This is a genomic window from Flexistipes sp., assembly GCF_036172515.1.
Lineage (GTDB): Bacteria > Chrysiogenota > Deferribacteres > Deferribacterales > Flexistipitaceae > Flexistipes.
The window spans coordinates 25,808-51,818 of sequence record NZ_JAXKVW010000009.1; the positions used below are offsets into that span (position 1 = coordinate 25,808).

The following is a 26,011-nucleotide window of genomic DNA, read 5'->3' on the forward strand; positions in this document are numbered from 1 at the left end:
TACGTTACAATAAAAACGAAGAGGTGTGGCATGTTTAGAAAATTATTAGTAATGGTTATGATTTTAGTATTAGGCATCAGTTCCGTACATGCTGATTCTCATGGTAATATGCCTGAGCAGATTAATTTCGGTATCATACCAACAGAATCAACAACTGCACTGGAAAAAAGTTTCAGGCCTTTCCTTGAAAGCATGGAAGACTTTCTGGGAATACCTGTAAAGCCATTTTTTGCTTCTGATTATGCTGGTATTATAGAGGCGATGAGATTTGATAAGGTCGATATTGCCTGGTACGGAAATAAATCGGCAATTGAAGCAGTTGACAGAGCCGGAGGTGAGGTTTTTGTTCAGACTATAAAAGATGACGGTACCAGAGGGTACTATTCCCATCTCATCACCTATAAAGGCTCAGGTGTTGACAGTCTTGAGGATGTTCTTGAATGTGATAAAACTCTGACTTTCAGTAATGGTGATCCCAACTCCACTTCAGGTTTTGCAATTCCGGGCTACTATGTTTGGGCAAAGAACGCCATTACCCCCGAGGAATGTTTCAAAAGGGTAACAAGCTCCAACCATGGAGGGAATGCCGTTGCTGTGGCAACCGAAAAAGTCCATGTAGCCACAAACAATAATGAATCTCTATATCGATTTTCTCAGCAAAAACCTGAATTAGCCAAAAACATAAAAGTAATATGGACTTCGCCGATTATACCTTCGGATCCAATAGTATGGAGAAAGGATCTCCCCGAAAAATTGAAAGAAAAAGTAGTGTACTTTTTTATACAATACGGCCGCTACGGCAGCATAGATAAAATTGAAAGGGAAAGAAAAGTACTTTCACAAATGTCAGATGGATGGGGACCTTTCCTGGCATCATCCAATGCTCAGCTTCTTGATGTACGTAAAATAGAGGCATTTAAGAAAAAACTTAAAGCTGAAAACAATAATGACAAAGATGCCTTAAGAGAGGCAGAAGCAGAAATTAAAAGGCTTGAAAAGTTAAACAAAATTTATGGTAAAAGTGGATATTAACCCCTCCTGCTTTTATCACTTGCCGCTGTCATTAATAACAGCGGCTTTTTACCCTGAAACACAAGAGGTTAAATATGGAAAATACAGATAAGCTCAACCTTTCCGCAAACGCATCCAATCATCTGCGGATAAAATGGCCTGAAATTTTTTCAAGAACCACTTATATTTTAGTAATTATTGCAGTATTGGGTATTTCCTATTTTCCTGCAGAAATTTACAGATGGCCCATGATATTCACGGATGCAGCAAATATGGCCACCTATCTTTCCGATTTTCTTAAACCGGATTTTACAGACCTTAAACTTTATGTGATGAAAATGTTTGAGACAATTACAATTGCAGCATGGGGTACCTTTTTGTCAATTGTATTCGGCATCCCCTTTGCTTTGTTATCATCAAACAATATCGCCCCCAAATGGATTGTCCAGCCAATCAGAAGACTTATGGATGCAGCAAGAGCTATAAACGAACTGGTTTTTGCAATTCTTTTTGTGGCAGCAGTGGGGCTCGGCCCCTTTGCCGGAACAATGGCGGTTTTTGTTCATAATACAGGCATAATAAGCAAACTCTTTTCCGAATCCGTTGAAGCTGTGGATATGCGTCCAGTAGAGGGCATACGTTCCACAGGAGCCGGATATTTCCATGAAATTATTTACGGTATAATCCCGCAGGTAATGCCTCTATGGTCAAGCTTTTCTTTGTACAGATTTGAAACAAATGTCCGCTCTGCAACTGTATTAGGTATAGTTGGTGCAGGAGGTATAGGGTTTACTTTCTATGAATCTTTCAGGGCATTTAAATATTCAGATGCTGCAGCAATAATTATCGTAGTGGTTATCACGGTTTCTTTAATAGATTTACTTTCCTCTCAATTAAGAAAAAAACTTATTTAATATAAAAAATAGCTTGGAGGGTTATGTGTCTGTAATAAAAATAAATAATGTTTGCAAATCATTTAAAAAAGGAAAACCTGTTCTGAAAAATATTAATTTAAATATAGAAAAAGGGGAAATGGTGGGGTTAATAGGCCCTTCCGGCTCAGGAAAGTCGACTTTGCTCCGTTTACTAGGCGGATTTGAAGTAATTGATCCTGTACCTGATAGTGAAATTGAAATGCTAGGTCAGCTAACCCAAAATAATGGTAAAAAAACATCTTCCTGCCGGCAGTCACACCAGTATATCGGTATAATATTCCAACAATTTAACCTTGTGGGACGACTAAGACTTCTGACAAATGTTCTGATTGGAAGACTCGGTAAGATCCCTTCATGGAAGGGCACTTTGGGATTCTTCCCAAAGGAAGATAAAATTAAAGCATTGGAAGCTCTGGAGCGTGTAAATATGGTGGATTTTGCATTCCAAAGGGCATCTACTTTGTCCGGAGGGCAACAGCAACGTGGGGCTATAGCCCGGGTACTTGCACAGGAATCAAAAATAATTCTTGCTGATGAACCTATTGCGTCCCTTGATCCGGCATCCTCGGACAGAGTTATGAATCACCTGGTCAACATTAATAGAACAGACAAAACCACTATTATCGTTTCACTTCATCAGTTTGAGGTTGCCAGAACAAGGTGCGAAAGAATTGTTGCTTTAAAAGATGGTGAAATCATTTATGACGGCAGTCCTGAAAATATTTCAAGAAATGATTTGATAAATCTTTACGGTGTGGAAAGTGCGGACGCACTTTATGCTTAAATAATAAAAGGAGCTTATATGAATAGAAGAGATCTAAATTTTGTTTTTCAAAATTCAGATAAAAACCAACTGAACCGATTATATGAAAAAATAAGCAGTGAACAAAAAGTTATTGTTATACAGGAGCCCACATCCCAAACAATAATGCTGCCTGTGAAAGATCCTGTAAGCGGGGGTACATTTTATGCAGGTGAGGTACTTGTCACAACCAGTACCGTGGAAGTTAACGGTAGTAAAGGGTGGGCAATGGTAATGGATGATAACCCTGAACTGTCATTGATTTTATCCATGATAGACGGATGTTTCGCTTCAGGCTTGTACACAGATTTAATAGAATCGTTATATATCTCCACCTTGACCAAGATTTCTGATACCCGTGAAAAAATAAACCAAATGGTCAATTCTACAAAAGTAAGCTTTGATTTAATGTAGGTCAATATGGATAAGCACAATATAAATGATTTAAACAGAGATAACTTCAGAATATTAATGCACTCGTTGGCACACCCCGGAACCAACGGTCAAATTAAGCCGGTCTTTGATTCATTTTTTCTGGGTATAGCTTCATGCCTGCTCTATCCTGAAGTTGCATTTTTTTATAAAGGTACAGAAGATTTTTCCCTTTTAAATTTAATCACAAACTCAAATAAAGCCCCTCTGGAAACTGCAGACTATATTTTTTGTGATGGAATTACTGTCGATCCTGTTACCCAGGCTAAAAGCGGAACTTTTAAAAATCCTGAGTTTTCAGCTTCAGTATTTTTTAAATGTCGTGATTTTGACGGTATCAGGCTGAAAATATCAGGTCCCGGAATAAAAAATTTTAATAATATAACTCTTCCCGTGGACAAGTATTTTATAGAGTCCCTAAATAAAAAAAACGGTCTTTATCCACTTGGTATAGAAGTGTTTTTTATAAATGATGAAGGGCTGATAACAGCATTAAGCAGAACAACAACTATTGAGGTGATTTAAAATGGGTTATGTTGCCGTAAAGGGCGGAGAAAAAGCTATTGAATACTCACAGAACTTTTACAGGCAATTTTTTTACAGAAAATCTGATAATAATTTTATTATAAATAATTTAAGTTTTGCTGTTGATAAAGTTATGAGTGAAGGAGGGCTTTTTACAAAATTACTAAGTGCTGAAGCAATAAGAAAATCAGGCGGAGATCTCCTTAATGCCTCATTCTATGTAAGAGCTCACAGAAGTACGTGCCAGCGGACAGGTGATGCCAGGATAGTAAAAACTGAAGACATAAGAATTCTCCGAAGAATATCTTCCGCTTTTAAAGATATAGAAGGAGGGCAAATCCTGGGTCCTTCGGATGATTATGCTGTTAAACTGCTTCTAAACGCTGATTACAGGGAAAAAAAGTACAAAAACTTCAACAAATCGGATATCTATCTGAAATCAGCCCTGACTACACTAAGAAACAATAATTTGGTAAAAAAAATAGAAAAAGATAACCAGATTTGGGATATTACAAGGGTTTTTCCAAATCCCCCTTACCCAAGGAGTGCTGTACAACAGGTTATGAGCCGGGGGGAAACCGGTGCCATGCTTGCTTTTGCATATACCACTATGAGGGGTTACGGAGATGTTCATCCTACTATCGGTGATTTGCGAATTGGATATGCCCCCGTTTATTTTAAGCACCCTTTTCTTGAAGAAGAAATAAAAATAGGCGATATAGAAGTAACATCATGTGAGTGCGTCGGTTCCTTTAATAAGGATCAGAACGGAGATATCAAGCTCACCACAGGTTTCGGTTTTTGTTTCGGATTCAATGAAACAAAAGCAATTTCAATGTCAATACTGGATCTTTCCCTTTACAATAAATCTTATACAATTGGAGAGAAACATATCGCAGATGATTTTGAGATAATAATGTTCCATATAGACGGCATAGAATCATACGGGTTTGCAAACCATTTTAAACTCCCCCACTACGTTACTTTTCAATCCGACCTGCAGGTATTTGACAATGCAAATCAATTTAACAAAAAGGAGAAAAAATGATTTACGCCTTTTTGGATGAAGATGCCAAAAAAGAAATTAGAAGAGCAATATTAAAGGCTATAGCCATACCTGGTTATCTTGTTTCATTCGCATCAAGGGAGATGCCCATTGCCAGAGGCTGGGGCACAGGAGGGCTGCAGGTCACACTTTCCGTAATAAGTCCCGAAGATGTTTTAAAGGTTATAGACCAGGGGTCGGATGACAGTGTAAACGCAGTAAATATCAGAAAATTTATCGAAAATGTTACAAATAATGAAACCACCACCGAAACTGAAAAAGCCACACTGATACAAAGCAGACACAGAATCCCCGAGAAACCTTTAAAAAATGGGCAGATACTTGTATTGCAGGTGCCGGAACCGGAAGTTCTTTCCAATGTGGAAACAGATAGTGCCAAACAAAAAGATATGCACGCCAACGAGGATTATTCCAAATTATGGGTTCTTCTTTATGAAGATACAGCCCAATTCGGGGACAGCAGAATAGGCAGCAGATATCCGGTGAGGGTTCACGGAAGATATATAATGGATCCAAGCCCCATCCCCAAATATGACACACCTAAGCTAAACAAAAATGAGGCACTCATACTTCTGGGAGCGGGCAGAGAAAAAAAAATTTATGCTGTTCCTCCTTTCACCGATGTTGAGCCTATAAAATTCGATGACCAAGGCTTTCATATCGAAGAGTTTAAAGACAAAAGGTGTGAAATCTGCGGCGCTTCAGGGGTATATTTTGATGAGATTTTTGATGAAAATGATAACCCCCATTATTACTGTAATGACACTGCTTACTGTGCAAGCAGAAAAGGAAATCTATAATGATTTTAAATACCAATAACCTCACAAAAATCTTCGGGGACGGTTGCAGCAGGTGTATTTCATCAACAGGTTCAGAAGCCGGAAACTCGATATGCCCCCATTGCCAAAGTATTGTCGCAGTTAATTCAGTAAACATTGAATTAAACGACGGGGAAGTTCTTGGGATAGTCGGAGAATCAGGCAGCGGTAAATCAACACTTTTAAAACTTCTTTATAGGGACATCGATGCATCTCAAGGAAAAGTTTTTTTAAACGACTTCAAAGATAAGTATGGGAAAATGAAAGATATAATGAAAGCAAACCTTCAGGAACTGAAATGGCTAAGAACTTCACTGATGTCAATTATCTATCAAAATCCGGCTCTGGGTTTGAATTTTCATTTTTCAGCAGGTGGGAATATAGCTGAAAAAATAATTATGAAGGGTGAGAACCGGTACCGTAACATAAGAGAAAAAGCTCTGTATTTTATGGACAAAACTGAATTGCCGTTAAGCAGAGTAGATAATTACCCGGATAAATTTTCCGGAGGACAGCAGCAGAGAGTACAAATTTCCAAAGCAATGTCATCGGATCCCAAACTGCTTCTTCTGGATGAGCCCACTACAGGGTTAGATTTATCTGTCCAGGCAAAAATTTTGGATCTGATAAAAATACTTCAGAAAAAACTTGGCTTTGCAATGATAATTGTCTCCCATGATTTGGGGGTCATAAAACATTTAACAGATATAACAGTTGTCATGAAAAACGGTGAAATTGTGGAAAAGGGACTTACAGACCAAATCCTGGAGGATCCTTTCCACCCTTATACACAACTTATCGTTTCCAGTATTTTATAGGAGAAAATAATGACACGGCTTCTTGTTGAGAAACTTACAAAATATTTTACCTTACATACCAAAGGCGGGATTGTTGTTAAAGGATTCAGCAATGTTTCATTTGAGCTGAAAGAAGGGGAATTCCTTGCACTCAGCGGCAGCAGTGGCAGCGGCAAATCTTCTGTATTAAAAAGTATCTATAGGACATACATCCCTTCTTCCGGGAATGTTTTTTATTACTCAAAAAATGGAAAAACAATTAATTTAGCCGCCGCAGATGAAAGCACCATCCTGACAATGAGAAAAGCTGAGGTAGGTTACGTTTCGCAATTTTTACGTGTACTGCCAAGAATTACTGCATTAGAAGTTGTGGCACAGCCTTTAAAAGATCTTGGAGAATACGAAACAAAAGCACTGGATGAGGCATCAGGACTTCTGGATTTTTTAGGTATCAGAGAAGAGCTGCTCAACATATCACCCCTGACATTCTCAGGAGGCGAGCAGCAAAGAGTCAATATTGCCCAGGGAGTAATAGCTCCGAAAAATCTTCTATTGTTAGATGAACCTACAGCTTCTCTGGATGCGGAAAATTCTGAAAAAGTACTTACAAAATTGCTGGAGATAAAAAGGAAAGGTACAAGCATGATAGGTATCTTTCACAACAGAGATATAATGCAAAAAGTAAGTGATAAAATTTACAATTTAGAGGAAAAGGCCTATGCAGTTAGTAATTAGAAGCAGTCAGATTTTAACCGGTGGCAGATTCATCCCGGCGGATATTGCAATTTCAGGCAGTATTATCTCATCAATAGAACCATATAAAAGCCTGGACTCGGCTATAGACATGGGGAATATGAAAATCGTTCCGGGTTTTGTTGACCTTCATTCGGATGCAATAGAAAAGGAGATTGAACCAAGGCCCGGAGCAAGGTTTCCTCTAAAGGCAGCGGTTATGAATTTAGACAAAAAACTCGGTTTATCGGGGATAACAACAATGTTTCATGCAGTGGGTTTCAATGATGAAGAACTCACCAAAAACAGAAGGGGAACGGAAAAATCAGCAGAGCTTGTCAATGAAATATATTTCAGCAACAAACGGTTTTTAAATGTTGATAACTACATTCATACCAGGTTTGAAATTACAAGCCGAAGTTCTATTAATACGGTCAAAAAGCTTATCAGTGAGCATAAAATCAATATGCTCTCACTTATGGACCATTCCCCTGGACAAGGGCAGTTTAAAACTCTTGAGTCATGGAAAAAATATCATCTTTCGGCATACAGTTTTGATATTGAAAATATAGAAAAGTATATTGAAAAAAAACTTTCATCCGACAAAACAGGTATTGTTGAGGAACTTGTAAAATTTGCAAGATCATATAATATTCCGGTGCTCAGCCATGATGATGACTGCAAAGAGAAATTAAACACACTTAAAAATCTCGGGATAACATTTTCAGAATTTCCACTGAGTATAGAAGTGGCTGAATATGCAAAAAGTTTAAACATAAGTACCGGCATGGGTGCCCCAAATGTGGTAAGGGGAGGATCCCAGAGCGGCAATATCGCCGCAAAAGAACTGATATCCAAAAATTTATGTGATTATCTCTGCAGTGATTATCACCCTTCCTCAATGCTTTTGGCGCCTTACAAACTTCAGGAGGACCTCAACATTCCACTTGAAAAAGGGCTCCAACTGGTGAGTACTAATCCTGCCCAGTTAGCGGGTCTAAAAGACAGGGGGATAATAGCGATAGGTAAAAAAGCTGACTTAATAGTGATAGATGAGTCCTACACACCAAATATCGTTTTTACAATTAAAAACGGTAAACCAATATATAACGGGATAAATAATGATAAACAGGTGTTAAACCATGCTTTACTGTAAATCTCTCAATAAAATTGATAAGAAAAAACTTTCCCCGGAGCCTCTAATAGACTCCACTTCCAGCATTACAGATACATATATCGGCAGATATACAGAAATCGGTAAAAATAACAGTATTGCTGAGTCATCAATAGATGATTACAGCTACACATGCGAAAACTGCCAGATTATTTATTCGGAAATTGCCAAATTTGTAAACATTGCATCCTATGTCAGACTTAATCCGGGACAGCACCCTATGAAATGGGTATCACAGCACCATTTTCTTTACAGAAAAGATATGTATGGTTTCGGAGAGGATGACAACTCATTTTTTGAGTGGCGGAGAAACCAAAAGGTTATCATTGGAAACGATGTGTGGCTGGGACATAACAGTTTGATAATGGGTGGCGTTTCAATCGGGGACGGAGCAGTTGTTGGGAGTTGTTCTGTTGTTACAAAAGATGTGCCCTCTTATGCTGTAGTTGCCGGAGTTCCGGCCAAGATAATTAAATACCGATTCAACGAGGAAATTATAGAAAAAATGATGGAAATAAAATGGTGGAACTGGCCGCATGAAGTGATTGAGAAACGTTTAGATGATTTCAAAAATCCCGAATATTTCATTAAAAAATATACTAAAAGCTAAAAATAATGCAAAAAATTATACTTATAGTGGGTCAAAGCGGAGCGGGTAAAGATACGCTTCTCAATGGTGCGACAAAATACATGAGATGTAATTTTGTAAAACGATACATTACAAGAAGTCCCGACGAATCAGAAAATAACTATTATATAAGCCGTAAATGTTTTGAAACACTTTCAAAAACAGGATATTTTATTGCAGAGTGGAGAGCTCATTCTAATTTGTACGGTATAGCAAAGGATGATATAAAAGAAGGCACCAATATAATATCTGTATCTAGGCAGGTTGTGGAAAAATTTGAGCATATTTTCGAAAATGTAATCACTATTGAAATTACTGCACCTAAAGAGGTGTTGCTTCAAAGACTTAAAGAAAGAGGACGGGAAAAGACGAAAGAGCAACAAAAGAGACTCGGAAGAACGTATGAAAAAATAAATGCAAAGAAATTGGTAACGTTCAATAATTATCTTGAAAAGGAGGCAAGCAGCCGAAAGTTTGTAGAACTTTTGAAACGTATAGAAAGAAATGATAACAAGTTGCTGTCACGAAAATAATAAACTCCAAGAAAACATAGCCGTATTTTGGATGAGGTGTATTAGTGTTAAGTCTTAAGCGTTAAGTTTACCCCGTTAAATCAGACTTCGCTGGGCTGCCTTCACATTTAATAGGGTAAATTCGTGTAAATTAGTGAAATTCGTGGTTCAAAACCTTTGAAAAATGAAAATACATATTTACCATACTCAAACAGATGCAACCTGGTATAAAAGTTATATATCGTTTAGTTTATAATACAGCATTGAGAAAATTTTTGATTTTATCCTCAATCTCATCTCTTATCTTTCTGACTTTTTCAAGCCTTTCTTCCTCGCTGCCTGTAGCTGCAGAGGGATCCGGAAAAGGCCAGTGGAGTCTTTCGCTAAACCCCGGAAAAATGGGACAATTTTCAGCCGCTTCCTTGTCGCAGACGGCAATCACATAGTTATAAGTTCTGCCTTCCTTAAAAAAGTCAAACACCGACTTTGTCTTATTTCCGGAAATATCAATACCCCTTTCAGACATCACTTTAACTACATCCTGATTTAATGTACCCGGTTCCAGCCCGGCACTTTCAACAAAGACATTACCGCCTCCGTATTTTTTTGCAAACGCCTCTGCCATCTGGCTCCTGGCAGAATTGTGCACACACACAAAGAGTATTTTCTTATACATTTTAATCCCCTGTAAGTTTATTATAAATTATTTTACTATAACTGATAATCGAATCTCTTCATCCACCTGTTGCAGTGTCTTTTAAGTTGTTCAAACATCTTGTTATCCCAGTCTTTAAAATTTGGAAATTTCCCTTTAGACCTTGAGTGTACCTTTTTATTAAGAAGGTCCGGTTTTAAATCATAATCATAAATTTCTGAGTTAAAATTTGTTGCAAATTTAAGCATATCTTCAAGGTAAGAAGTATCCTCTCTGTCAAAAATATCCTCAAAACGGTAAACCCTAAAATTATCTTTCCCTTCCATTGTATTTATTACATGCTCATTCAGTTTATTGTAAAACCAGCAGTATTTTTCAAATTTGCTCATCCTTTTCCACTTCTTTGCCCAGTTGTCATCAGAGAAATCCATTGCAGTTGGGCTTAACTTTAGAAGCTTTTCATCAAACGGTCCGTATAAATAGTATTCAAAGGTATTCAGAGCAGACGTTACCCATTTTTTAGGATCCCTGACGATATGGATAAATTTTGCATTTACAAATACTTTATCGATAACCTCCAGTATCCCGTAAATATGCCCGCTTGATTCCACATAAATATCTTTAGGTGAGCTGGATACAAAATCCTTCCGCATATCTGCTACATAATCAGCTGTTTTTTCACTTTCAAGTTCACCTACCATGTATTTCCGGCTTAATTTGAACATACAGTGCCTATGAGAAAATTGCCCGGCAGTCATATTGTAAAAACCGAAATCCCGAACCTCTTTAATAAAATCCTTAGGTCTTGTTATCCATGGACTACCCGGTTCATGGTAGGCAGTGGCATCCTTTACCATTAAACTTAAATTTTTAGCCAAAAACTGAGTTCCCGTCCTGCCGGTAGAAGTTATAAAAACAGACGGCTTGGTAATCTTGTTATGCATTATACAACCCTTTTCAATTTTTGTTTCAATTGAGAGTAGTACAGTTTTTCAACCTTTTGTCCAAAAGCAGTATCGGAAAATTTTTCAGCACTTTTCACAGCATTGTTTCTCCATAAAGTTAGATCATTTGCCGACACAGCCTGCAAAACAACCTCAGGCAGTTCAGAGTCGCTGTCGAAAAAACATCCGTTATATTTATCCTCCACAACATTTTCCAGATTGCTGTCATATTTAGCAATCACAGGTAACCCTGAGGCAAGGGCTTCAATATAGGTGAGCCCTTGTGTTTCCGATGTGGAGGCACTTATAAAGAAATCCGCCATTTTATAATATTTATCTATCTCAGTATATTTCACTTCACCTGTAAACACTATGTTCTCTGAAATTCGGAGCTTCATACTCAAGTTCTCAAGATTGAATTTTTCATCTCCGTCTCCGGCAATGACCAAAAATATTTCCGGGTTTACTTTGACAATTTCAGGCATCGCTTTAATCAGGACATTTATATTCTTTTCTTTTGCAAGTCTTCCAACAAAGAGCAAAATCTTCACACTTCTGCTGATTCCCAGTTTATCCCTGAAACTGTTATAAATTTCTGAATCAGGATAAAAACGCTTTATATCGATACCTGTGGGGATCACATTTAACTTACTTTGCACACCGTAGTCCTTTAAAATTCCCGATGTTTTTTCCGAAGGGGCGATGACACAATCACTTTTATTGCAGATAATACGGCTCAATTTCCTGACAAGTTTTACAGCATATCTGTCACCAACACCTTTAGTAACATAGTGGGTATAGTCCTCATACATGGTATGATAAGTATGTACAAGCGGAAGATTTAATTTTCCTGCAACAATTCTCCCGAAGGTTCCTATGGAAAATTCCGTATGTGTATGTATTAAATCAAACTTCTCCCTCTTTATCATACGTATAGTTCTATAAGAATAAAACATTGCCACCCGGTGTTCTTTCTGCATGGGAAATGTTATACTTGAGAGTCTAATGACATCTGTTTCACTATCTGCATTAGGTACCTTAACAGTAATAATCACAACTTTATGACCAAGCCTTTCCAATTGTGATTTCAGGATACCGATTGAAGTAACAACACCGTTCACCTGGGGATAATAAGTATCTGTAAAAAAAGCAATTTTCATATAAACCTCTTTATTTTATTAATTTAGTAACTTTTTGTAAAATCAATATCAAATAATTGTTATATTTCAGTGAAAACTGCTTAAAGGAAACATCTTGAAAAGAAATTCATTAATATTTTGCAAATTTTTAACATTTTTTTAACATAGAGGTGCAATTGTTAGACAAAGGGGTAAAAATCGGTGAATGACAAAAACCTGACAATAGGAATAATAGACCTTGGTTCAAATTCCATCAGACTTCAGATTGCAAATGTTTTTGAAAAGAGTTACCGCATAGTGCATGAATACAGGGAAATCGTACGAATTGGTGATGACCTTTTCAAATACGGTTTTCTCACAGAACATTCTGTGAATAAGATTTATGCATGTTTTACGGACATAAAAAAGATACTGGAAAGTTATAGTGTAGGAATTATAAGAGCAGTTGCCACTGCGACACTCAGGGAACTGAAAGAAGGTTATGAAATTGTTCAGGAAATAAAATCAAGATATGGCATAAGTCTGGAAATTATAAGCGGTGAAGCAGAAGCAAAATTGTCCTACCTTGCAATTTCCGGCAGTTTTCAAACAGATAAATATAATGCAATAATAACAGATATTGGCGGAGGAAGTGCAGAGTACACTCTTGCACTAAAAGGGGAGATCGTAAATATAACAAGCAAGAAACTTGGTTGTTCACGCTTAAAAAATATATTTCTGCATCATAACCCTCCTGAAATAGCAGAAGTCTATAAATTAAAGCAGCATATACAGGAAGAAGTAGAAAATTATGGAGATTATCATATCGACTTAGTAGTTTGCACTGGCGGTACAATCAATAATATTGCAAATATCTATTATATTTCATCAAATAAAGATGAAAAAACAAAAATTAAATACATACCACGTAAATTTCTAAAAGATTTCATAAACAAAATCAGATATATGGATACTGAAAGTATAAGAAAGATAAAAGGTGTTGAGCCTAAAAGGGCTGATATTCTATTACCCGCAGCTATAAACATCGAAGTTTTGCTTTCAAAATCTTCATTCAACGGCTTTTATACATTTACCGGCGGACTGAGAACCGGCTTGATTATCGATACACTGAATTCAATGAATATTACTCTGCCTTTTCAGGATTTAGGCGAGGATATATTTTACTCCCAGCTGATAGAAATAGGAAACAAATTTCAGTTTGAAGAAGAACATGCCCGGCATGTTGCTTTCCTTTCGGAAAGATTTTTTGATGAGCTAAACAAAAAATGGAAGCTTGATAACGAAAACAGAAATATCCTTACCGCAGCAGCAATTCTACACGATATTGGAAACTATATCTCCTTCTCCAAACATCATAAACACTCATATTATTTAATAAAAAATTCCGACATTGCAGGTTTCAATTACAGACAGAAATTAATGACTGCCCACGTTGCCAGATATCATAGAAAAAATCTGCCCAAAAAAAGTCATCAGATTTATGAAGATCTGGACAGCAAAGATATAAACATTGTAAAGAAGCTGGCAGCCATACTCCGGGTTGCTGATGGCCTGGACAGAGGGCATAAAAAATTTATTTCGGATGTTAATATCAAGATTACAAAAGACAATATTACCATTAATCCTTTATCTGATAAAAATATCATTTTGGAAAAAAAAGCATTCGAATTAAAGAAAGATATGCTTGAAAGTGTTACAGGAAAGAATCTGGAGATATTATGAAAAACGGTATTTTTGCAACAATTAACGTGGGAGCTAGCGCTCTTCGGATGCAGATATCAGAATTTATCGACCATAAAGAAAGAACATTGGAATACCTTATAAAACCATTAAAATTGGGTAGAGATACTTTTTCCAAAGGCTATATTACTCTGGAAAATGTCCACAATGCCACAGAAATCCTGGGGAATTTTTCTGACAAATTTAAAGAATATAACATTAAGAATAACTATAAGGCAATTTGTACAAGCAGTGTAAGAGATGCTGAAAATAAATACTTTTTTATAGACCATGTTCGTATCAAAACAGGGATTAAACTGGAGATAATCGATGAGACGGATGAGCTGTTTGTAAAAAGTTTGGGAGTAAAAAATGATATAAAGGATTTTCAAAAAATGGAGGAAAAAGGGCTTCTTTTTGTAAATCTTGCCAGCGGAAACATAGGCATTAACCTGATAAAAAAAGATTTACGGCTGTTTTCTGCTGCGCTGCCTTTCGGAAGCCTGAGAGTCTGCGAATTTTTTAAGGGTGTTAATGAAGATCTGAAATATCGTGCTTATGAACAGTACATTCATAAGATGCGACATCATATAGAAACTACCTGCAGGAGAATAGATTCTGTTAAATATTTAGTGGGATCCGGAAGTTCAATTAATCTTATAATTGAAGTTATGAAGCCATCAAACTTCTCCATAGATAAACGTTCCATTAAAAAACTTTATGATAAAACAAAACGATTATCAACAAGCGAAATAACCGGGCAACTCAATATAAACAGCTACTACGCAGAAATTCTCAAGCCTACATTATATGTTTATTTATCGCTCATGGATCTGGTAAAAACAGATGTTTTATATTTCAGTAAACAAAGTTTTCCCACTCAATTGACATTGTATTATACCAAAAACATAAAGGAAAAAAAACTTAACAGGAAATTTATCACCAACATAAAAAATTACGCATTGCGGTATGAAACGGATGAAAAACATGCAAATCAGGTGGCAAAATTCAGCAAAAAAATATTTAATAAACTTAAGTCCCTCCATTCGCTGAAATCAAAAGATCTTTTAATTCTGGAAGCTGCAGCTTTACTGCATGATGTAGGCTATTTTATTGGAATTAATAACCATCAGGAGCATTCCTATTATATAGCTCGTGCATTCAGTATGCCCGGTTTTGATGCTGAAACAATTGATACAATTTCTACCATAGCGCTTTTTCATAGGGACAAACATCACTTAACATTTGATTCAAGATTTACATCACTTCCTATAGAAAAGAAACTCCTTATTCGTAAACTTATTGCTTTACTGAAAATAGCTGATGCGCTAGATGCCAGTCATATGCAGATTGTCAGAGATATAGAAATTAATACAAATTCAGATGGAATTACTCTAACAGCAAAAGCCCACAAAAAACCTTTTTTTGAAGAAATCACTTTTTACAGAAAAAACAGAGATTTTTTGGAAATATACGGGATTCCGATTAATTTAAAACTGGATTTGCTAAATGCCTGATTCTCAGTTGTTTAATAACAGAGAACTAAGCTGGCTTTCATTTAACAGACGGGTCATACTCCAGGCCAGAGATGAAAATGTCCCACTTATTGAAAAACTCAAATTTCTGGCGATTTCCTCATCTAATCTGGATGAGTTTTTTATGGTGAGGGTGGGAGGATTAATAGACCATATCGCAGCCAGTTACATGGAAAAAGATCTTTCGGGACTTACTTCAATCCAGCAATTGCAAGAAATATCTGAGGAATGTCACAATCTCACCATTATCCAATCGGAAATTTACTATGATTTAAAACAACAGTGCGCAAAGGAAAGAATCTATATCGAAGCGGAAATTGAGGAAAATTTTGAATGGATCGAGTCCCTTTTTTACGAGGTAATTTTCCCTGTGATATCCCCTATTACGCTGGGACCGGCAAATCCATTCCCTTTCCTGGCAAACCTGAGGTTGTGTATTCTTGTAAAAATAAAACAAAAAGGTAATGTTTACGATTCTTTGATTTTAGTCCCTGAACTGCTGGAGCGCGTTTATAAATTGGAAAAGAATGGCATAAGCTACTATTATACTGTAGAGCAAATTATCATTAACTTTTTGTCCACCATCTACAAAGGGTATGAGATTATTGATAATTTTGTATTCAGGATTACAAGAAATGCTGATTTATCTCTGCATGATGAAGAAGTGGAAGACTTGCTGATTCTTATAGAGAAATATCTGGATAAGAGACAAAAGAGCAATGCTGTAAGATTGGAAGTAAATAAGCCGTTACCGCAGGATTTAAAGAACAAGTTCAAAACATTTTTTGATATAAATGATTCACATATTTATGAACTGAGCCATCCTCTGGATCTGAGTTTTCTTTTTAATATAAGTGAAAATAATGAAAAATTTTATTACCCAGAGTTTAATCCTTGGCTGCCCCGGGAGGTAAAATCTAAAAGCCTCTTTGACTATCTTAAAACAGCGGATTTAATACTTTACAGGCCATATCACGATTTCGGATTAATTGGCAATTTTATCCGGCAAGCTGCTGAAGATCATAACGTTTTAAGTATAAAGATGACCCTTTACAGAGCTAATGAAAATTCAAAAATTATTGAATCGCTGGCAAAAGCAGCAAAAAACGGTAAGCATGTCTGTGTTATCATAGAACTAAAAGCCCGATTTGATGAAGAAAGAAATGTGGAGTGGGCAAAACGTCTTGAAAATGCAGGCTGTATCGTAACATACGGTTTTATGGATTTGAAGGTTCATGCAAAAGCACTTCTGATAGTCAGAAAAGAAAACGGAAAAATTCAGCGCTATGTCCATATGTCAACGGGCAATTACAATGAAAAAACAGCCAGGTTGTACACTGATATTGATTATCTGACCACGGATAAGCAAATTGCCGAAGAAACTGTTAATCTGTTTAATTATCTGATGGGTTATTCGGATGTATATAAATGGAAATTAACAGAAGGTACGGAACAAAAGATCACCACAGCGCCAAACAGTTTAAGAGAAAAATTAATGGAACTTATCGATGAAGAAATAAAAAACGCCAGAAAAGGGAAAAAAGGGCATATTATTGCAAAAATAAATTCCTTATACGACAAAGAACTCACCTTAAAACTTTATGAAGCCTCCTCAGCAGGTGTAAAAATAGAATTGATAGTAAGAGGTATATGTTCTTTAAGACCTCAGGTTAAGGGTTTAAGTGAAAATATTAGCGTAAAAAGTATAGTCGGCCGATTTCTTGAGCATCCCAGAGTTTTATACTTTTTATCATCCGGTTCACATAAAGTTTTTATTTCCACTGCAGACTGGATGGTAAGAAATCTGGACAGAAGAGTGGAACTTTTGACAGAGATCGAAGATAAAGGAAGTAAAATATTTTTACAAAAATTACTGCAGGATAACCTAAATGACCGGGCAAAATCATGGTATATGAAAGATGACAGGTATTTTAAAATAAAACAAAAAGAAAAAACGGAATATAATTATCAGGAAGAATACCTAATCGGGATAAATGAAATTTTGGATTAATACTTTAAATTTTTAAATTCTAAAATGTGTATCTTGTTTCCCAAAAAGTTATTATTTTACTTAATGTGAATGTCAGTATAAAATATAAGAGGGTTATTACTATCCAGATTTCCATAGTAAGAAACGTTGCAGACATAAGCTCCAATCCCTGAAATGTCAGTTCCGGAACTGCAATAACGGATACGATGGCCGAATCTTTTATTGTTGAAACAAACTGGGACGCAAGGGGAGGCAGAATCCTTCTGAAGGCCTGTGGCAGAATGACATATCTGATAACTTTATACTTATTCATGCCAAGAGCATACGCTGACTCAACCTGGTTTTTTGGAACAGACATAATCCCCGATTTTACAATTTCAGATATGTACGCCGCCTCGTAAACAGTCAAAGCGAGCACTCCTGAAAAAAAAGATGACATGATAGGCAGCGGAGCAAAAATAAATTCTGCAAAATTTCTGAAATTTTCCCCCATACTTCGCATGATACTGTCGATATGCAGTAAATTAAAAAGCTGGTCACCTATAAAAAAATACGAGATGAAAATTAAAACAATAGGAGGAATATTTCTATGCACCTCAACAAAAGTAATAGAAATGAGATTACGAAAAAGTTTGTTACTGGATCTCAGGATTCCCAGAACAGTGCCGAGGATAGTGGCAAATATTATAGACCACACACTGAGTTTGATTGTATAGAATATCCCCTGCATAAAAACGCCGGGGTGGATTGAACCTTTTTCAATGTAGAAAAAGTGGGGGAAGATCTCCCCCCACTGCCAGTCATACATAAGGTAACTGTGTACTTTCCAGAGGAAAGCAGCAATAAGAAAAAACAGCAAACCCAGAAAGAAAAAATCAAATAAGGTAAATCTGATTTTACCCGTTCTTATCATTCAAAGGCTCCTACTTGATTCTCTCTTCCCATTTCCTCGTTTCAAACCAGTATTTATACCTTTCTTTTAACCAGCCGGAATCCCAATTAAGCCGAATCCAGCTGTTGAATACATTCAACGTGTCTATATCCCCTTTTCTGACGGCAAAAGCTATAGGCTCCTTTGTGAAATTTTCATCAATTGGCACATAAAGTCTGTCCGGATATTTGACCGCCTGAAAGTGCGGAAGCGGAGCCGATGCCACCATTGCATGAGCCCTTCCCACAAGTACTTCCTGAACAGCCTGTGATTCGGAATCAAAAAGTTTCAGTTTGGCTTTTGGCAGATGTTTTCTGGCGGCAACTTCAGCAGTTGTCCCCAGTCTGGCAGCAATTATCATATCCTCTTTATTGAAATCACTGATTTCATCCATCCCCTTGGCATTTATTTTACTTGCCACTATAGACATACCGGAATATTCGTAAGGGATGGTAAAATTGACCTTAAGGTTTCTCTTAGGAGTAATGCTCATACCGCCTATGATTACGTCATACTTTCCTGTCAGCAGTGCCGGTATGATGCCGGACCATTTGGTTGGAATAAATTCAACTTTAACTCCCAAGTCATTGGCCAGCTTTTTAGCAACATCAATTTCAAAACCTATGAATTCACCGTCTTTGGCTTTCATCGCCCACGGCACAAAAGTGGAAAAACCCACTTTTAAAACACCTCTTTGAATAACCTTTTCAATTGTGCTCTCATTGCTCAGTTTCTCCCTGACCGATTCGGCAAAAACCGGTGAAGAAATAGCAAAAATCATACTGAAAATAATCAGAGACTGAAAAATACGTCTAAACATACCGTCCTCCTTTTTTATTCGTACACCTTCATATTAACAAATTTCACCAAAATGGATAACATTAAGTTAATCAACAGATATATACCTGCAACCGTAAACCATATTTCAAAAACCAGATAAGTCTCGCTTACAAGTCTCTGAGCCTGCATTGTCATATCATAAATAGATATGGTACTGACAAGGGCAGAATCCTTAACCAGTGCTATCATCTGGCTTGTTAAAGGCGGTGCTGCCAGCCTTAAAGCCTGCGGCAGTATAATGTACCGCATACGCTGATAGAAATTCATGCCCAGACTCATCGATGATTCAAACTGCTCTTTTCCTACGGAAAGTATAGAACCCCTGATAATTTCGGATATATATGCACCCTCAAACAAACTCAGAGCTATAACCCCTGAATAAAAGGCATTGATGCCAAAAGGTGGCGCTATAACAAAATATACGAAAAAAAGCTGAATAATAAGGGGTGTGTTTCTGATAATGAGAATGTAGCCGCGTGCTATAAAATTACCGGAAAAGGATTCTGTCATCCTGAGAATGGCAGTAAAGAAACCCAGTAAAATCGCCAGGATAAGGCTTACGGACGATATTTTAAGAGTTATTCCAAGCCCCTGGATAATGGGACCGAATACCAGCCGGCCGTTTTCATAGGTATATAAAAATTCTTTGATTCTGTAAAACTGCCAGTTATAGCCTATACGCTGAGACAGGAAAATTACTGCTGCAACAATTAAAAACAGAAAAACAGCAAATTTTAAAATATCAATGAGTTTATACTTATAAAGAATCTGTTACTCCTATAACAATACTAAGCAGAACTGCAAATATTAGAGATTCCTCGGTTCCACTTCGTTCCACTCGGAATGACAATTTTTACGGTTTAGGTACAAAAAATTGTCGTTTAGATTAAAAACGATATATTAAACGAATATGTAAATATGCTTAAAAATTTATTAGTTTAACTTCCTCTTCAAGCAATATCCCTTTCTGATTATAAACTGTATCTTTTACATATTTAATAAGTCTGTAAATATCCAAACTGGTAGCATTGCCTTTATTTACAATAAAATTAGCGTGTTTCTCCGAAACCTCTGCATCACCGATTCGCAACCCTTTGAGCCCGCACGATTCAATAAGCGTACCAGCATAATTGTTCTCGGGTCTTTTAAAAACGGAACCGCAGGAGCAGGATTCCACAGGTTGCTTTTCATCCCTTTTTGACGCTGTTAAATCAATCTTTTTTTTCAGTGACAAAGGATCTGCATATTTAAGCAAAAACTCTGCACTAAGAACTATATATCCATCCAGTGAAGATTTTCTGTAACCGAATTCAATTTCTCCTCTGCTTAATGTTAGTACCCTCCCTTCACTGTCCAAAACTTCCACTTTCTCTAAATTATCTGAAATATCGCTGCCGAAAGCACCGGCATTCATTAAGCAGGACCCTCCTGTAGAACCGGGTATACCGTAAAGATTTTCCAGACCGGCAAGTCCGGATAAAGCAGTAAATTCTATCAAACAATGCAGAGGAACCCCCGCCCCGCAAATCACACGCTGACGGCTTCTTACAATCCACCTGTTTAAACCTGCAAGTACAATAACAAGACCGTCAAACAAGTCATCGCTGAAAAGAACATTTGAACCGGCACCGATAAGTGTATATGAAACCCCTTTTTTCCGCCGCCATTCTAAAATACCTGACAGTTCCTGGGCGGTTTCCGGACAGGCAAGATAACGTGCAGTTCCGCCGGCCCGGTAAAAATAATAATCCTTTAAAAACACATTTTCGCTGATTAGCTTCATTTACCCTTACTTATTCTCGTATTTTCAAGTGCATTTCTGCAATCACACTTTCTGTTTTCAACAGCATTAATATCAAGATTCAGGATAATTCGTTTCAGTTTATCTTCACTCTTTTTCACCGTTTCCACCACTTCATCCGCAGTCAATTTGTTACGGGAAATACCGGCTGCATCATTGGCGACAACACTGATATTAACATAGCAGATTTCCGCCTCTCTTGCCAGTGAGCACTCGGGAAACAGTGTCATTCCCACAATATCAGCACCCATTCCTTTGAAAGCTTTGATTTCAGCTGCCGTTTCCATTCTCGGTCCGTTAGTACAGATATATACACCTTTGTCTGAAAAATTCAATCCGGACGAAGCGCAGCTTTCTTTGACTGCCTTTCTGAGCTCTGGACAAAACGGTTCAGTTATATCTATATGATGTATATTACCCTTGGTTGCAAAGGTATGATTTCTGCCGTTTGTGAAATCGATGGCATTATCTGAAATGACGATATCCCCGGGATTCAGGTCTGCGCTAATTCCTCCAACTGCTGCAAATGAAAGTATTGCATCCACTCCTGCTTTTTTGAAGGCTGAGATATTTGCCCTGTAATTCACCAAATGAGGCGGGAATTCATGACCGGCACCATGTCTTGCCAGAAAATAATACCTGTTACCATAATACTCATAAATCTTAAACGCAGCCGAAGGTTCACCGTAATCGGTGTCAATTTTTTCCTCACCGGTATAATTAAAAGCTTCAATAGAATATAAACCGCTTCCGCCAATAATACCGATCTTCATAAAACCTCCTTTTTAGTTCAAAGTTCAAGATTCATGGTTCAACGTTCAAGACGTAAGACGTGACACGTAAAACGTGAGACATACTATCAACCACCTCAACTTACTCAACCTCTACCTCTACCTTTACCTTTACCTCTACCTCTTCACTCCCTCCCTATCTCCCTCACTTAACGCTTAATGCTTAATACTGTTATATTTTTGGCTTTGGCAAATTCCAGTTTTTTGTAATGGAAATCATTCGTATTGCAATAACAGCAGCAGCCGAAATAAAAACATTTATATCCGGCACAATATTTAAAATATCCAGGCAGACAAAAATCAGCCCACCGGCAATACATGCAGAGGCATATATCTCCCTCTGAAGCACAAGAGGAACTTCACCCTGCAGAACGTCCCTCATCATCCCCCCTGCAGTAGCAGTCATAACACCGAGAAAAACGGCGCCGAAATAACCTATATCAAATTTCAATCCCACTGAAATTCCGATGACAGTAAATGTTCCAAGACCGATTGCATCCATTATCAACAGAAGCTTAAAACGTCTCTCAACATACCTGTGGAAGAAAAAGACAAGCAAACCGGCAGTTATCGAAACAAAAAAGTAGGTAATATCCCGGAATATAAAAGGCGGAACCCTTCCCACAAGCACATCTCTGATTGTACCGCCGCCCACTGCGGTAACGGTAGCCAAAACAAGTATGCCGTATAAATCCATCTTTTTTCGTACCGCAGCTATTGCACCGCTGACGGCAAAAGCAAATGTGCCCAATAAGTCAAAAACATATAATACAGTCACATCAAACCTTTTCCAGCTTGATTTCCTTGTCGGAAAGTCCGGAGAGGTGCTCATCGTGCGTAACGAGTATAACGGTAACGCCTTCCTCATTAAGTTTCTTAAACAGTTCAAAAACACCGTAACTGTTTTTCCTGTCAAGGTTTCCGGTGGGTTCATCGGCAAGAATCAGTTTGGGATTATTCATCAGAGCACGTGCAACTGCAACCCTCTGTTGCTCTCCTCCTGAAAGCTCCATAGGATAGTGACTTTCCCTGTCGCTCATTCCCACCTTTTCCAGAATCTCCGCAGCCCTCTTTGCCGCCTCATTTTTTGATATTTTGCCAATCAAGGCGGGCATCATGACATTTTCAATGGCAGTAAAGTCGTTAAGGAGGTAATGAAACTGAAAAACAAACCCCACTTCGTTATTCCTATAACTGTCAAGTCCGGTATTTTTTTGTTTATAAACAGCTTCACCTTCAAAATTGACAATACCGGAATCCGGTCTTTCCAGTCCTCCGATAATATGAAGCAGTGTTGACTTACCCACTCCAGACGGGCCCACAATTGAAATAAACTGCCCCTTCTCAACGCTCAGATTAAAATCACTAAGCACATTGATGACAGCCGGCCCCTTTTTAAATGTCTTATTAATATTTATCAGCTCAACCAAATAACCGCTCATCATTCATTCCTCAACGCTTCGATAGGATCCATCTTTGCAGCCTGCCTTGCAGGGATAATAGATGAAATAAATGTGATAAAAATAGCACAAACGGTAACTAACAGAAAAATTTCGGGAACTATTTTTATAGGAATACTGTCCATATAGTACACATCAGCCGGAAGCTCTATCAGTTTGTAACGTTTTAAAACAAAACATATTGCATAAGCGATAATATTCCCGAAAACAGTACCCACAACACCTATATATAAGCCCTGCTTTATGAAAATGTTTTTAATCAATTTTTCAGAAGCACCCATGGCTCTTATTATAGCAATATCACGTTTTTTATCCTTAACCGTCATCGTAATAAGACTGATCACGTTAAAAGATGCAACTACGATTATTAACGTTAATATAACAAACATGGCGGCCTTTTCCAGCTTTAGTGCAGAAAAAAGATTCTGGTTCATACTCAGCCAGTCTCTTGCCCAAAAAGGAAAACCCAGTTTGTTTTCAATTTTTTCGGCAATTTCTCCGGCATTATCGAAATTTTTTACTTTCACACTAAAACCGGAAATGTTATCTCCCATTTGCATAAAATCCTGAATATCGTGTAAATTAACATAGGCAAGTGAATTATTATACTCATACATCCCTGTATCAAAAACACCTGCAACCTGAAACTTTTTCATCTTCGGAGTAAAGCCGAACGGTCCCTTTTTGCCAAACGGTGAAACCACAACAATCTCTTCTCCTATACTTGTTGAAAGACTGTTTGCCAAAGCTTTCCCGAGAATAATCGGTGGCTTAGCCGTTGTATTATCACTTTTTAAATCAAAATTTCCCCTCTTCATATATTTACCGATATTTGAAGATTCTATCTCTCTTTTTCCTATTACCCCCCTTAAAACAACTCCACTGACACGATCTTCACTTGTAAGCAGTACCTGACTAATAATGAAAGGGGAAACGCCTACAACATTATCCGTTTTTGCAATTTCTTCCGTCGTTGCTTTCCAGTTATCAATTGCACTGCCGTCAATTTTATTGACAATAATATGGGAATTTGCTCCAAGGATTTTCTGTTTGAGATTATCTTCAAAACCTATCATCACGTTAATAACGACGATAAGAGTTGCCACACCGAGGACAATTCCTATTATGGAAATCAAAGATATAAAAGAGAGTACCTTCGTCTCTTTTTTAGATTTAAGATACCTGTAGGCCAGAAAATTGCTGATTTTCATAAAATAAAATTACTCCCATTCAATGGTTGCCGGCGGTTTGGAACTGATATCGTAAACAACCCTGTTAATCCCCTGAACTTCGTTAATAATTCTGTTTGATATAGATCCCAGAACCTCATAAGGAATTCTTGACCAATCGGCAGTCATACCGTCAACACTGGAAACAGCCCTGAATGCAAGGACATTTTCATATGTTCTGTTATCCCCCATAACTCCCACCGACTGAACAGGAAGCAATACGGAAAATGCCTGCCATATTTCATTGTAAAGACCGGCCCCTTTTATTTCATTTATAGCTATGGCATCAGCCAGCCTCAGTATCGCAAGTCTGTCCTCTGTAACCTCTCCTAAAATTCTGATAGCAAGCCCCGGTCCCGGAAACGGGTGGCGCATAATCATCTTCTCGGGGATTCCCAGCTCAAGACCTACTTTCCTCACCTCGTCCTTAAACAGTTCCCGGAGTGGCTCAATGAGACTGAAATTCATCCTTTCCGGCAGCCCGCCTACATTGTGGTGTGTTTTTATAGTGGCAGAGGGACCCTTAAATGAAACAGATTCTATAACATCAGGGTAAAGCGTACCCTGTGCCAGAAACTCAAACGGGCCGTGTTTTCTTGCTTCCTCTTCAAAAACCTCAATAAAAGTGTTTCCTATTTTTTTTCGTTTTTCTTCGGGATCGGTTACACCTTTCAAAACATTTAGAAACCGTTTTCTTGCATCCACATGGACAAGATTTATACTGAAACTGTCTCTGAAAGTTTTTACAACATCATCAGCTTCATCTTTACGGAGAAGACCGTTATCCACAAACACACATGTAAGGTTGCTTCCTATTGCTTCATGCAAAAGTACGGCAACTACTGATGAATCTACACCACCGCTCAAAGCGCATAAAACCCTTTTATCTCCCACAGTTTCACGTATTTTATCAATCTCGGTGTGGATAAAATTACCGGAAGTCCATATCTGCTTGCAGCCGCAGATATCAACAACAAAGTTTCTGAAAATTTCACTCCCCCTGGGAGTGTGAACAACTTCCGGATGAAACTGGATAGCATAAAAAGGCCTGGAAATGTGTTTCATAGCTGCAATCGGTGCATTTTTCGTATAACCAATCACAGAAAAGTTCTCAGGCATACTGTCAAGCTTATCACCATGGCTCATCCAAACTGTAATTTTACCCTCGGAGGAAACCCCTCTGAATAAATCTGTATCATTACTTATATGCAATTCGCTTCTGCCGTATTCCCTTTCAACTGATCGGGAAACAACTCCCCCGAAGTGTTTACATATAATCTGCATCCCATAGCAGATACCCAGCACAGGAATCCCCATATCGAAAATCCTTTCGTCAACCTGAGGGGAATCCTCTGCATAAACACTCCCCGGACCCCCTGACAGGATAATACCCTTGGGCTCAAACTCCTCTATTTTGCTGAAATCTACGGTACAGGGGTGTATTTCACAGTAAACACGCGCCTCTCTTATCCTTCTCGCTATCAACTGTGTATACTGGGAACCAAAATCCAGTATTAGAATCTTTTCGTCATGAATATTCATTTA

General features: G+C 37.7%; 27 protein-coding genes. 15 read left to right on the forward strand and 12 right to left on the reverse strand.

What is annotated here, in order from left to right; all coding sequences use genetic code 11:
• Positions 1-30: 30 nt before the first annotated feature.
• The 12 genes from phnD (at position 31) to UMU13_RS07350 (ending at position 9,453) form a co-directional block, all read left to right on the forward strand.
• A complete protein-coding gene (gene phnD / locus UMU13_RS07295) occupies positions 31-1,032 on the forward strand; it encodes a phosphonate ABC transporter substrate-binding protein (protein ID WP_328218148.1) in 1,002 nt (333 codons plus the stop codon).
• Between the two features lie 74 nt (positions 1,033-1,106).
• Positions 1,107-1,925, forward strand: a complete 819-nt coding sequence (phnE, locus tag UMU13_RS07300; protein WP_328218149.1) for a phosphonate ABC transporter, permease protein PhnE — start codon at positions 1,107-1,109, stop codon at positions 1,923-1,925.
• A 25-nt stretch (positions 1,926-1,950) separates the two neighbouring features.
• Complete coding sequence (gene phnC, locus UMU13_RS07305) at positions 1,951-2,730, forward strand: phosphonate ABC transporter ATP-binding protein (RefSeq protein ID WP_328218150.1); 780 nt, start codon at positions 1,951-1,953, stop codon at positions 2,728-2,730.
• Between the two features lie 18 nt (positions 2,731-2,748).
• Entirely contained in the window at positions 2,749-3,162 is a 414-nt protein-coding gene (locus UMU13_RS07310) for a phosphonate C-P lyase system protein PhnG (protein WP_328218152.1), read from the forward strand.
• Between the two features lie 6 nt (positions 3,163-3,168).
• Positions 3,169-3,705 carry a phosphonate C-P lyase system protein PhnH gene (locus UMU13_RS07315; RefSeq protein ID WP_328218153.1) on the forward strand — a complete coding sequence of 179 codons (537 nt, stop codon included), beginning with the start codon at positions 3,169-3,171 and terminating at the stop codon, positions 3,703-3,705.
• A gap of 1 nt (position 3,706) precedes the next feature.
• Positions 3,707-4,753 carry a carbon-phosphorus lyase complex subunit PhnI gene (locus UMU13_RS07320; protein ID WP_328218154.1) on the forward strand — a complete coding sequence of 349 codons (1,047 nt, stop codon included), beginning with the start codon at positions 3,707-3,709 and terminating at the stop codon, positions 4,751-4,753.
• Positions 4,750-5,571, forward strand: a complete 822-nt coding sequence (locus tag UMU13_RS07325) for an alpha-D-ribose 1-methylphosphonate 5-phosphate C-P-lyase PhnJ (RefSeq protein ID WP_328218155.1) — start codon at positions 4,750-4,752, stop codon at positions 5,569-5,571. The genes UMU13_RS07320 and UMU13_RS07325 overlap by 4 nt, the downstream gene beginning before the upstream one ends.
• Entirely contained in the window at positions 5,571-6,407 is an 837-nt protein-coding gene (locus UMU13_RS07330; protein WP_328218156.1) for an ATP-binding cassette domain-containing protein, read from the forward strand. Before UMU13_RS07325 ends, UMU13_RS07330 begins: the two co-directional genes overlap by 1 nt.
• 9 nt (positions 6,408-6,416) lie before the next feature.
• On the forward strand, positions 6,417-7,121 hold the full coding sequence (phnL, locus tag UMU13_RS07335; RefSeq protein WP_328218158.1) for a phosphonate C-P lyase system protein PhnL: 705 nt from the start codon (positions 6,417-6,419) through the stop codon (positions 7,119-7,121).
• The gene (locus UMU13_RS07340) at positions 7,105-8,274 is read left to right on the forward strand and encodes an alpha-D-ribose 1-methylphosphonate 5-triphosphate diphosphatase (RefSeq protein WP_328218159.1); all 1,170 of its coding nucleotides are present in this window, start codon (positions 7,105-7,107) and stop codon (positions 8,272-8,274) included. Before phnL ends, UMU13_RS07340 begins: the two co-directional genes overlap by 17 nt.
• A complete protein-coding gene (locus tag UMU13_RS07345) occupies positions 8,261-8,902 on the forward strand; it encodes a DapH/DapD/GlmU-related protein (RefSeq protein WP_328218160.1) in 642 nt (213 codons plus the stop codon). The genes UMU13_RS07340 and UMU13_RS07345 overlap by 14 nt, the downstream gene beginning before the upstream one ends.
• A 5-nt stretch (positions 8,903-8,907) precedes the next feature.
• Positions 8,908-9,453, forward strand: a complete 546-nt coding sequence (locus UMU13_RS07350; RefSeq protein WP_328218162.1) for an AAA family ATPase — start codon at positions 8,908-8,910, stop codon at positions 9,451-9,453.
• Positions 9,454-9,682: 229 nt separating this feature from the next.
• Here UMU13_RS07350 and UMU13_RS07355 read toward each other — a convergent pair whose 3' ends face one another.
• The 3 genes from UMU13_RS07355 to UMU13_RS07365 are packed head-to-tail and all read right to left on the reverse strand — an operon-like array spanning position 9,683 to position 12,191.
• Entirely contained in the window at positions 9,683-10,108 is a 426-nt protein-coding gene (locus UMU13_RS07355) for an arsenate reductase ArsC (protein ID WP_328218163.1), read from the reverse strand.
• Positions 10,109-10,143: 35 nt separating this feature from the next.
• On the reverse strand, positions 10,144-11,031 hold the full coding sequence (locus UMU13_RS07360) for a sulfotransferase (protein WP_328218165.1): 888 nt from the start codon (positions 11,029-11,031) through the stop codon (positions 10,144-10,146).
• Complete coding sequence (locus UMU13_RS07365) at positions 11,031-12,191, reverse strand: glycosyltransferase family 4 protein (RefSeq protein WP_328218166.1); 1,161 nt, start codon at positions 12,189-12,191, stop codon at positions 11,031-11,033. Before UMU13_RS07365 ends, UMU13_RS07360 begins: the two co-directional genes overlap by 1 nt.
• A gap of 180 nt (positions 12,192-12,371) precedes the next feature.
• Between UMU13_RS07365 and UMU13_RS07370 the strand changes: the two genes are divergently transcribed.
• The 3 genes from UMU13_RS07370 to ppk1 are packed head-to-tail and all read left to right on the forward strand — an operon-like array spanning position 12,372 to position 17,435.
• On the forward strand, positions 12,372-13,892 hold the full coding sequence (locus tag UMU13_RS07370; protein ID WP_328218168.1) for a Ppx/GppA phosphatase family protein: 1,521 nt from the start codon (positions 12,372-12,374) through the stop codon (positions 13,890-13,892).
• Entirely contained in the window at positions 13,889-15,406 is a 1,518-nt protein-coding gene (locus UMU13_RS07375; protein WP_328218170.1) for a Ppx/GppA phosphatase family protein, read from the forward strand. Before UMU13_RS07370 ends, UMU13_RS07375 begins: the two co-directional genes overlap by 4 nt.
• Positions 15,399-17,435 carry a polyphosphate kinase 1 gene (ppk1, locus tag UMU13_RS07380; protein ID WP_328218171.1) on the forward strand — a complete coding sequence of 679 codons (2,037 nt, stop codon included), beginning with the start codon at positions 15,399-15,401 and terminating at the stop codon, positions 17,433-17,435. Before UMU13_RS07375 ends, ppk1 begins: the two co-directional genes overlap by 8 nt.
• 19 nt (positions 17,436-17,454) lie before the next feature.
• Here the strand turns inward: ppk1 and UMU13_RS07385 are convergent, their stop codons facing one another.
• From UMU13_RS07385 to guaA, 9 genes are all read right to left on the reverse strand, one after another.
• Positions 17,455-18,327, reverse strand: coding sequence for an amino acid ABC transporter permease (locus tag UMU13_RS07385; RefSeq protein ID WP_328218172.1), 873 nt, complete (start codon positions 18,325-18,327; stop codon positions 17,455-17,457).
• Positions 18,328-18,337: 10 nt separating this feature from the next.
• Entirely contained in the window at positions 18,338-19,165 is an 828-nt protein-coding gene (locus UMU13_RS07390) for a transporter substrate-binding domain-containing protein (RefSeq protein ID WP_328218173.1), read from the reverse strand.
• A 14-nt stretch (positions 19,166-19,179) separates the two neighbouring features.
• Positions 19,180-19,755 carry an amino acid ABC transporter permease gene (locus UMU13_RS07395; RefSeq protein WP_328218249.1) on the reverse strand — a complete coding sequence of 192 codons (576 nt, stop codon included), beginning with the start codon at positions 19,753-19,755 and terminating at the stop codon, positions 19,180-19,182.
• A gap of 352 nt (positions 19,756-20,107) precedes the next feature.
• Positions 20,108-20,968: a UDP-N-acetylmuramate dehydrogenase gene (gene murB / locus UMU13_RS07400; protein WP_328218174.1), complete on the reverse strand. Its 861-nt coding sequence runs from the start codon at positions 20,966-20,968 to the stop codon at positions 20,108-20,110.
• The gene (locus tag UMU13_RS07405) at positions 20,965-21,759 is read right to left on the reverse strand and encodes an S-methyl-5'-thioinosine phosphorylase (RefSeq protein ID WP_328218176.1); all 795 of its coding nucleotides are present in this window, start codon (positions 21,757-21,759) and stop codon (positions 20,965-20,967) included. The genes murB and UMU13_RS07405 overlap by 4 nt, the downstream gene beginning before the upstream one ends.
• 190 nt (positions 21,760-21,949) lie before the next feature.
• Positions 21,950-22,555, reverse strand: a complete 606-nt coding sequence (locus UMU13_RS07410; protein ID WP_273266823.1) for a trimeric intracellular cation channel family protein — start codon at positions 22,553-22,555, stop codon at positions 21,950-21,952.
• 1 nt (position 22,556) lies between these two features.
• Positions 22,557-23,222 (reverse strand): ABC transporter ATP-binding protein, encoded by a 666-nt coding sequence (locus tag UMU13_RS07415; protein WP_328218178.1) that lies wholly within the window; start codon positions 23,220-23,222, stop codon positions 22,557-22,559.
• Positions 23,219-24,448, reverse strand: a complete 1,230-nt coding sequence (locus UMU13_RS07420) for a lipoprotein-releasing ABC transporter permease subunit (protein WP_328218180.1) — start codon at positions 24,446-24,448, stop codon at positions 23,219-23,221. Before UMU13_RS07420 ends, UMU13_RS07415 begins: the two co-directional genes overlap by 4 nt.
• Positions 24,449-24,457: 9 nt before the next feature.
• On the reverse strand, positions 24,458-26,008 hold the full coding sequence (guaA, locus tag UMU13_RS07425; protein ID WP_328218181.1) for a glutamine-hydrolyzing GMP synthase: 1,551 nt from the start codon (positions 26,006-26,008) through the stop codon (positions 24,458-24,460).
• Between the last annotated feature and the right edge of the window lie 3 nt (positions 26,009-26,011).

Excerpts from the sequence above, each read along its gene's own strand:
- phnE (WP_328218149.1), top strand. The coding sequence starts at position 1,107 with ATGGAAAATACAGATAAGCTCAACCTTTCCGCAAACGCATCCAATCAT.
- UMU13_RS07385 (WP_328218172.1), bottom strand. The coding sequence starts at position 18,327 with ATGATAAGAACGGGTAAAATCAGATTTACCTTATTTGATTTTTTCTTT.
- UMU13_RS07365 (WP_328218166.1), bottom strand. The coding sequence starts at position 12,191 with ATGAAAATTGCTTTTTTTACAGATACTTATTATCCCCAGGTGAACGGT.
- UMU13_RS07320 (WP_328218154.1), top strand. The coding sequence starts at position 3,707 with ATGGGTTATGTTGCCGTAAAGGGCGGAGAAAAAGCTATTGAATACTCA.
- UMU13_RS07420 (WP_328218180.1), bottom strand. The coding sequence starts at position 24,448 with ATGAAAATCAGCAATTTTCTGGCCTACAGGTATCTTAAATCTAAAAAA.
- murB (WP_328218174.1), bottom strand. The coding sequence starts at position 20,968 with ATGAAGCTAATCAGCGAAAATGTGTTTTTAAAGGATTATTATTTTTAC.
- UMU13_RS07330 (WP_328218156.1), top strand. The coding sequence starts at position 5,571 with ATGATTTTAAATACCAATAACCTCACAAAAATCTTCGGGGACGGTTGC.
- UMU13_RS07345 (WP_328218160.1), top strand. The coding sequence starts at position 8,261 with ATGCTTTACTGTAAATCTCTCAATAAAATTGATAAGAAAAAACTTTCC.
- UMU13_RS07360 (WP_328218165.1), bottom strand. The coding sequence starts at position 11,031 with ATGCATAACAAGATTACCAAGCCGTCTGTTTTTATAACTTCTACCGGC.
- ppk1 (WP_328218171.1), top strand. The coding sequence starts at position 15,399 with ATGCCTGATTCTCAGTTGTTTAATAACAGAGAACTAAGCTGGCTTTCA.
- UMU13_RS07390 (WP_328218173.1), bottom strand. The coding sequence starts at position 19,165 with ATGTTTAGACGTATTTTTCAGTCTCTGATTATTTTCAGTATGATTTTT.
- UMU13_RS07355 (WP_328218163.1), bottom strand. The coding sequence starts at position 10,108 with ATGTATAAGAAAATACTCTTTGTGTGTGTGCACAATTCTGCCAGGAGC.
- guaA (WP_328218181.1), bottom strand. The coding sequence starts at position 26,008 with ATGAATATTCATGACGAAAAGATTCTAATACTGGATTTTGGTTCCCAG.
- phnL (WP_328218158.1), top strand. The coding sequence starts at position 6,417 with ATGACACGGCTTCTTGTTGAGAAACTTACAAAATATTTTACCTTACAT.
- UMU13_RS07315 (WP_328218153.1), top strand. The coding sequence starts at position 3,169 with ATGGATAAGCACAATATAAATGATTTAAACAGAGATAACTTCAGAATA.
- UMU13_RS07325 (WP_328218155.1), top strand. The coding sequence starts at position 4,750 with ATGATTTACGCCTTTTTGGATGAAGATGCCAAAAAAGAAATTAGAAGA.
- UMU13_RS07350 (WP_328218162.1), top strand. The coding sequence starts at position 8,908 with ATGCAAAAAATTATACTTATAGTGGGTCAAAGCGGAGCGGGTAAAGAT.
- phnD (WP_328218148.1), top strand. The coding sequence starts at position 31 with ATGTTTAGAAAATTATTAGTAATGGTTATGATTTTAGTATTAGGCATC.
- UMU13_RS07340 (WP_328218159.1), top strand. The coding sequence starts at position 7,105 with ATGCAGTTAGTAATTAGAAGCAGTCAGATTTTAACCGGTGGCAGATTC.
- UMU13_RS07375 (WP_328218170.1), top strand. The coding sequence starts at position 13,889 with ATGAAAAACGGTATTTTTGCAACAATTAACGTGGGAGCTAGCGCTCTT.
- UMU13_RS07405 (WP_328218176.1), bottom strand. The coding sequence starts at position 21,759 with ATGAAGATCGGTATTATTGGCGGAAGCGGTTTATATTCTATTGAAGCT.
- UMU13_RS07310 (WP_328218152.1), top strand. The coding sequence starts at position 2,749 with ATGAATAGAAGAGATCTAAATTTTGTTTTTCAAAATTCAGATAAAAAC.
- UMU13_RS07415 (WP_328218178.1), bottom strand. The coding sequence starts at position 23,222 with ATGATGAGCGGTTATTTGGTTGAGCTGATAAATATTAATAAGACATTT.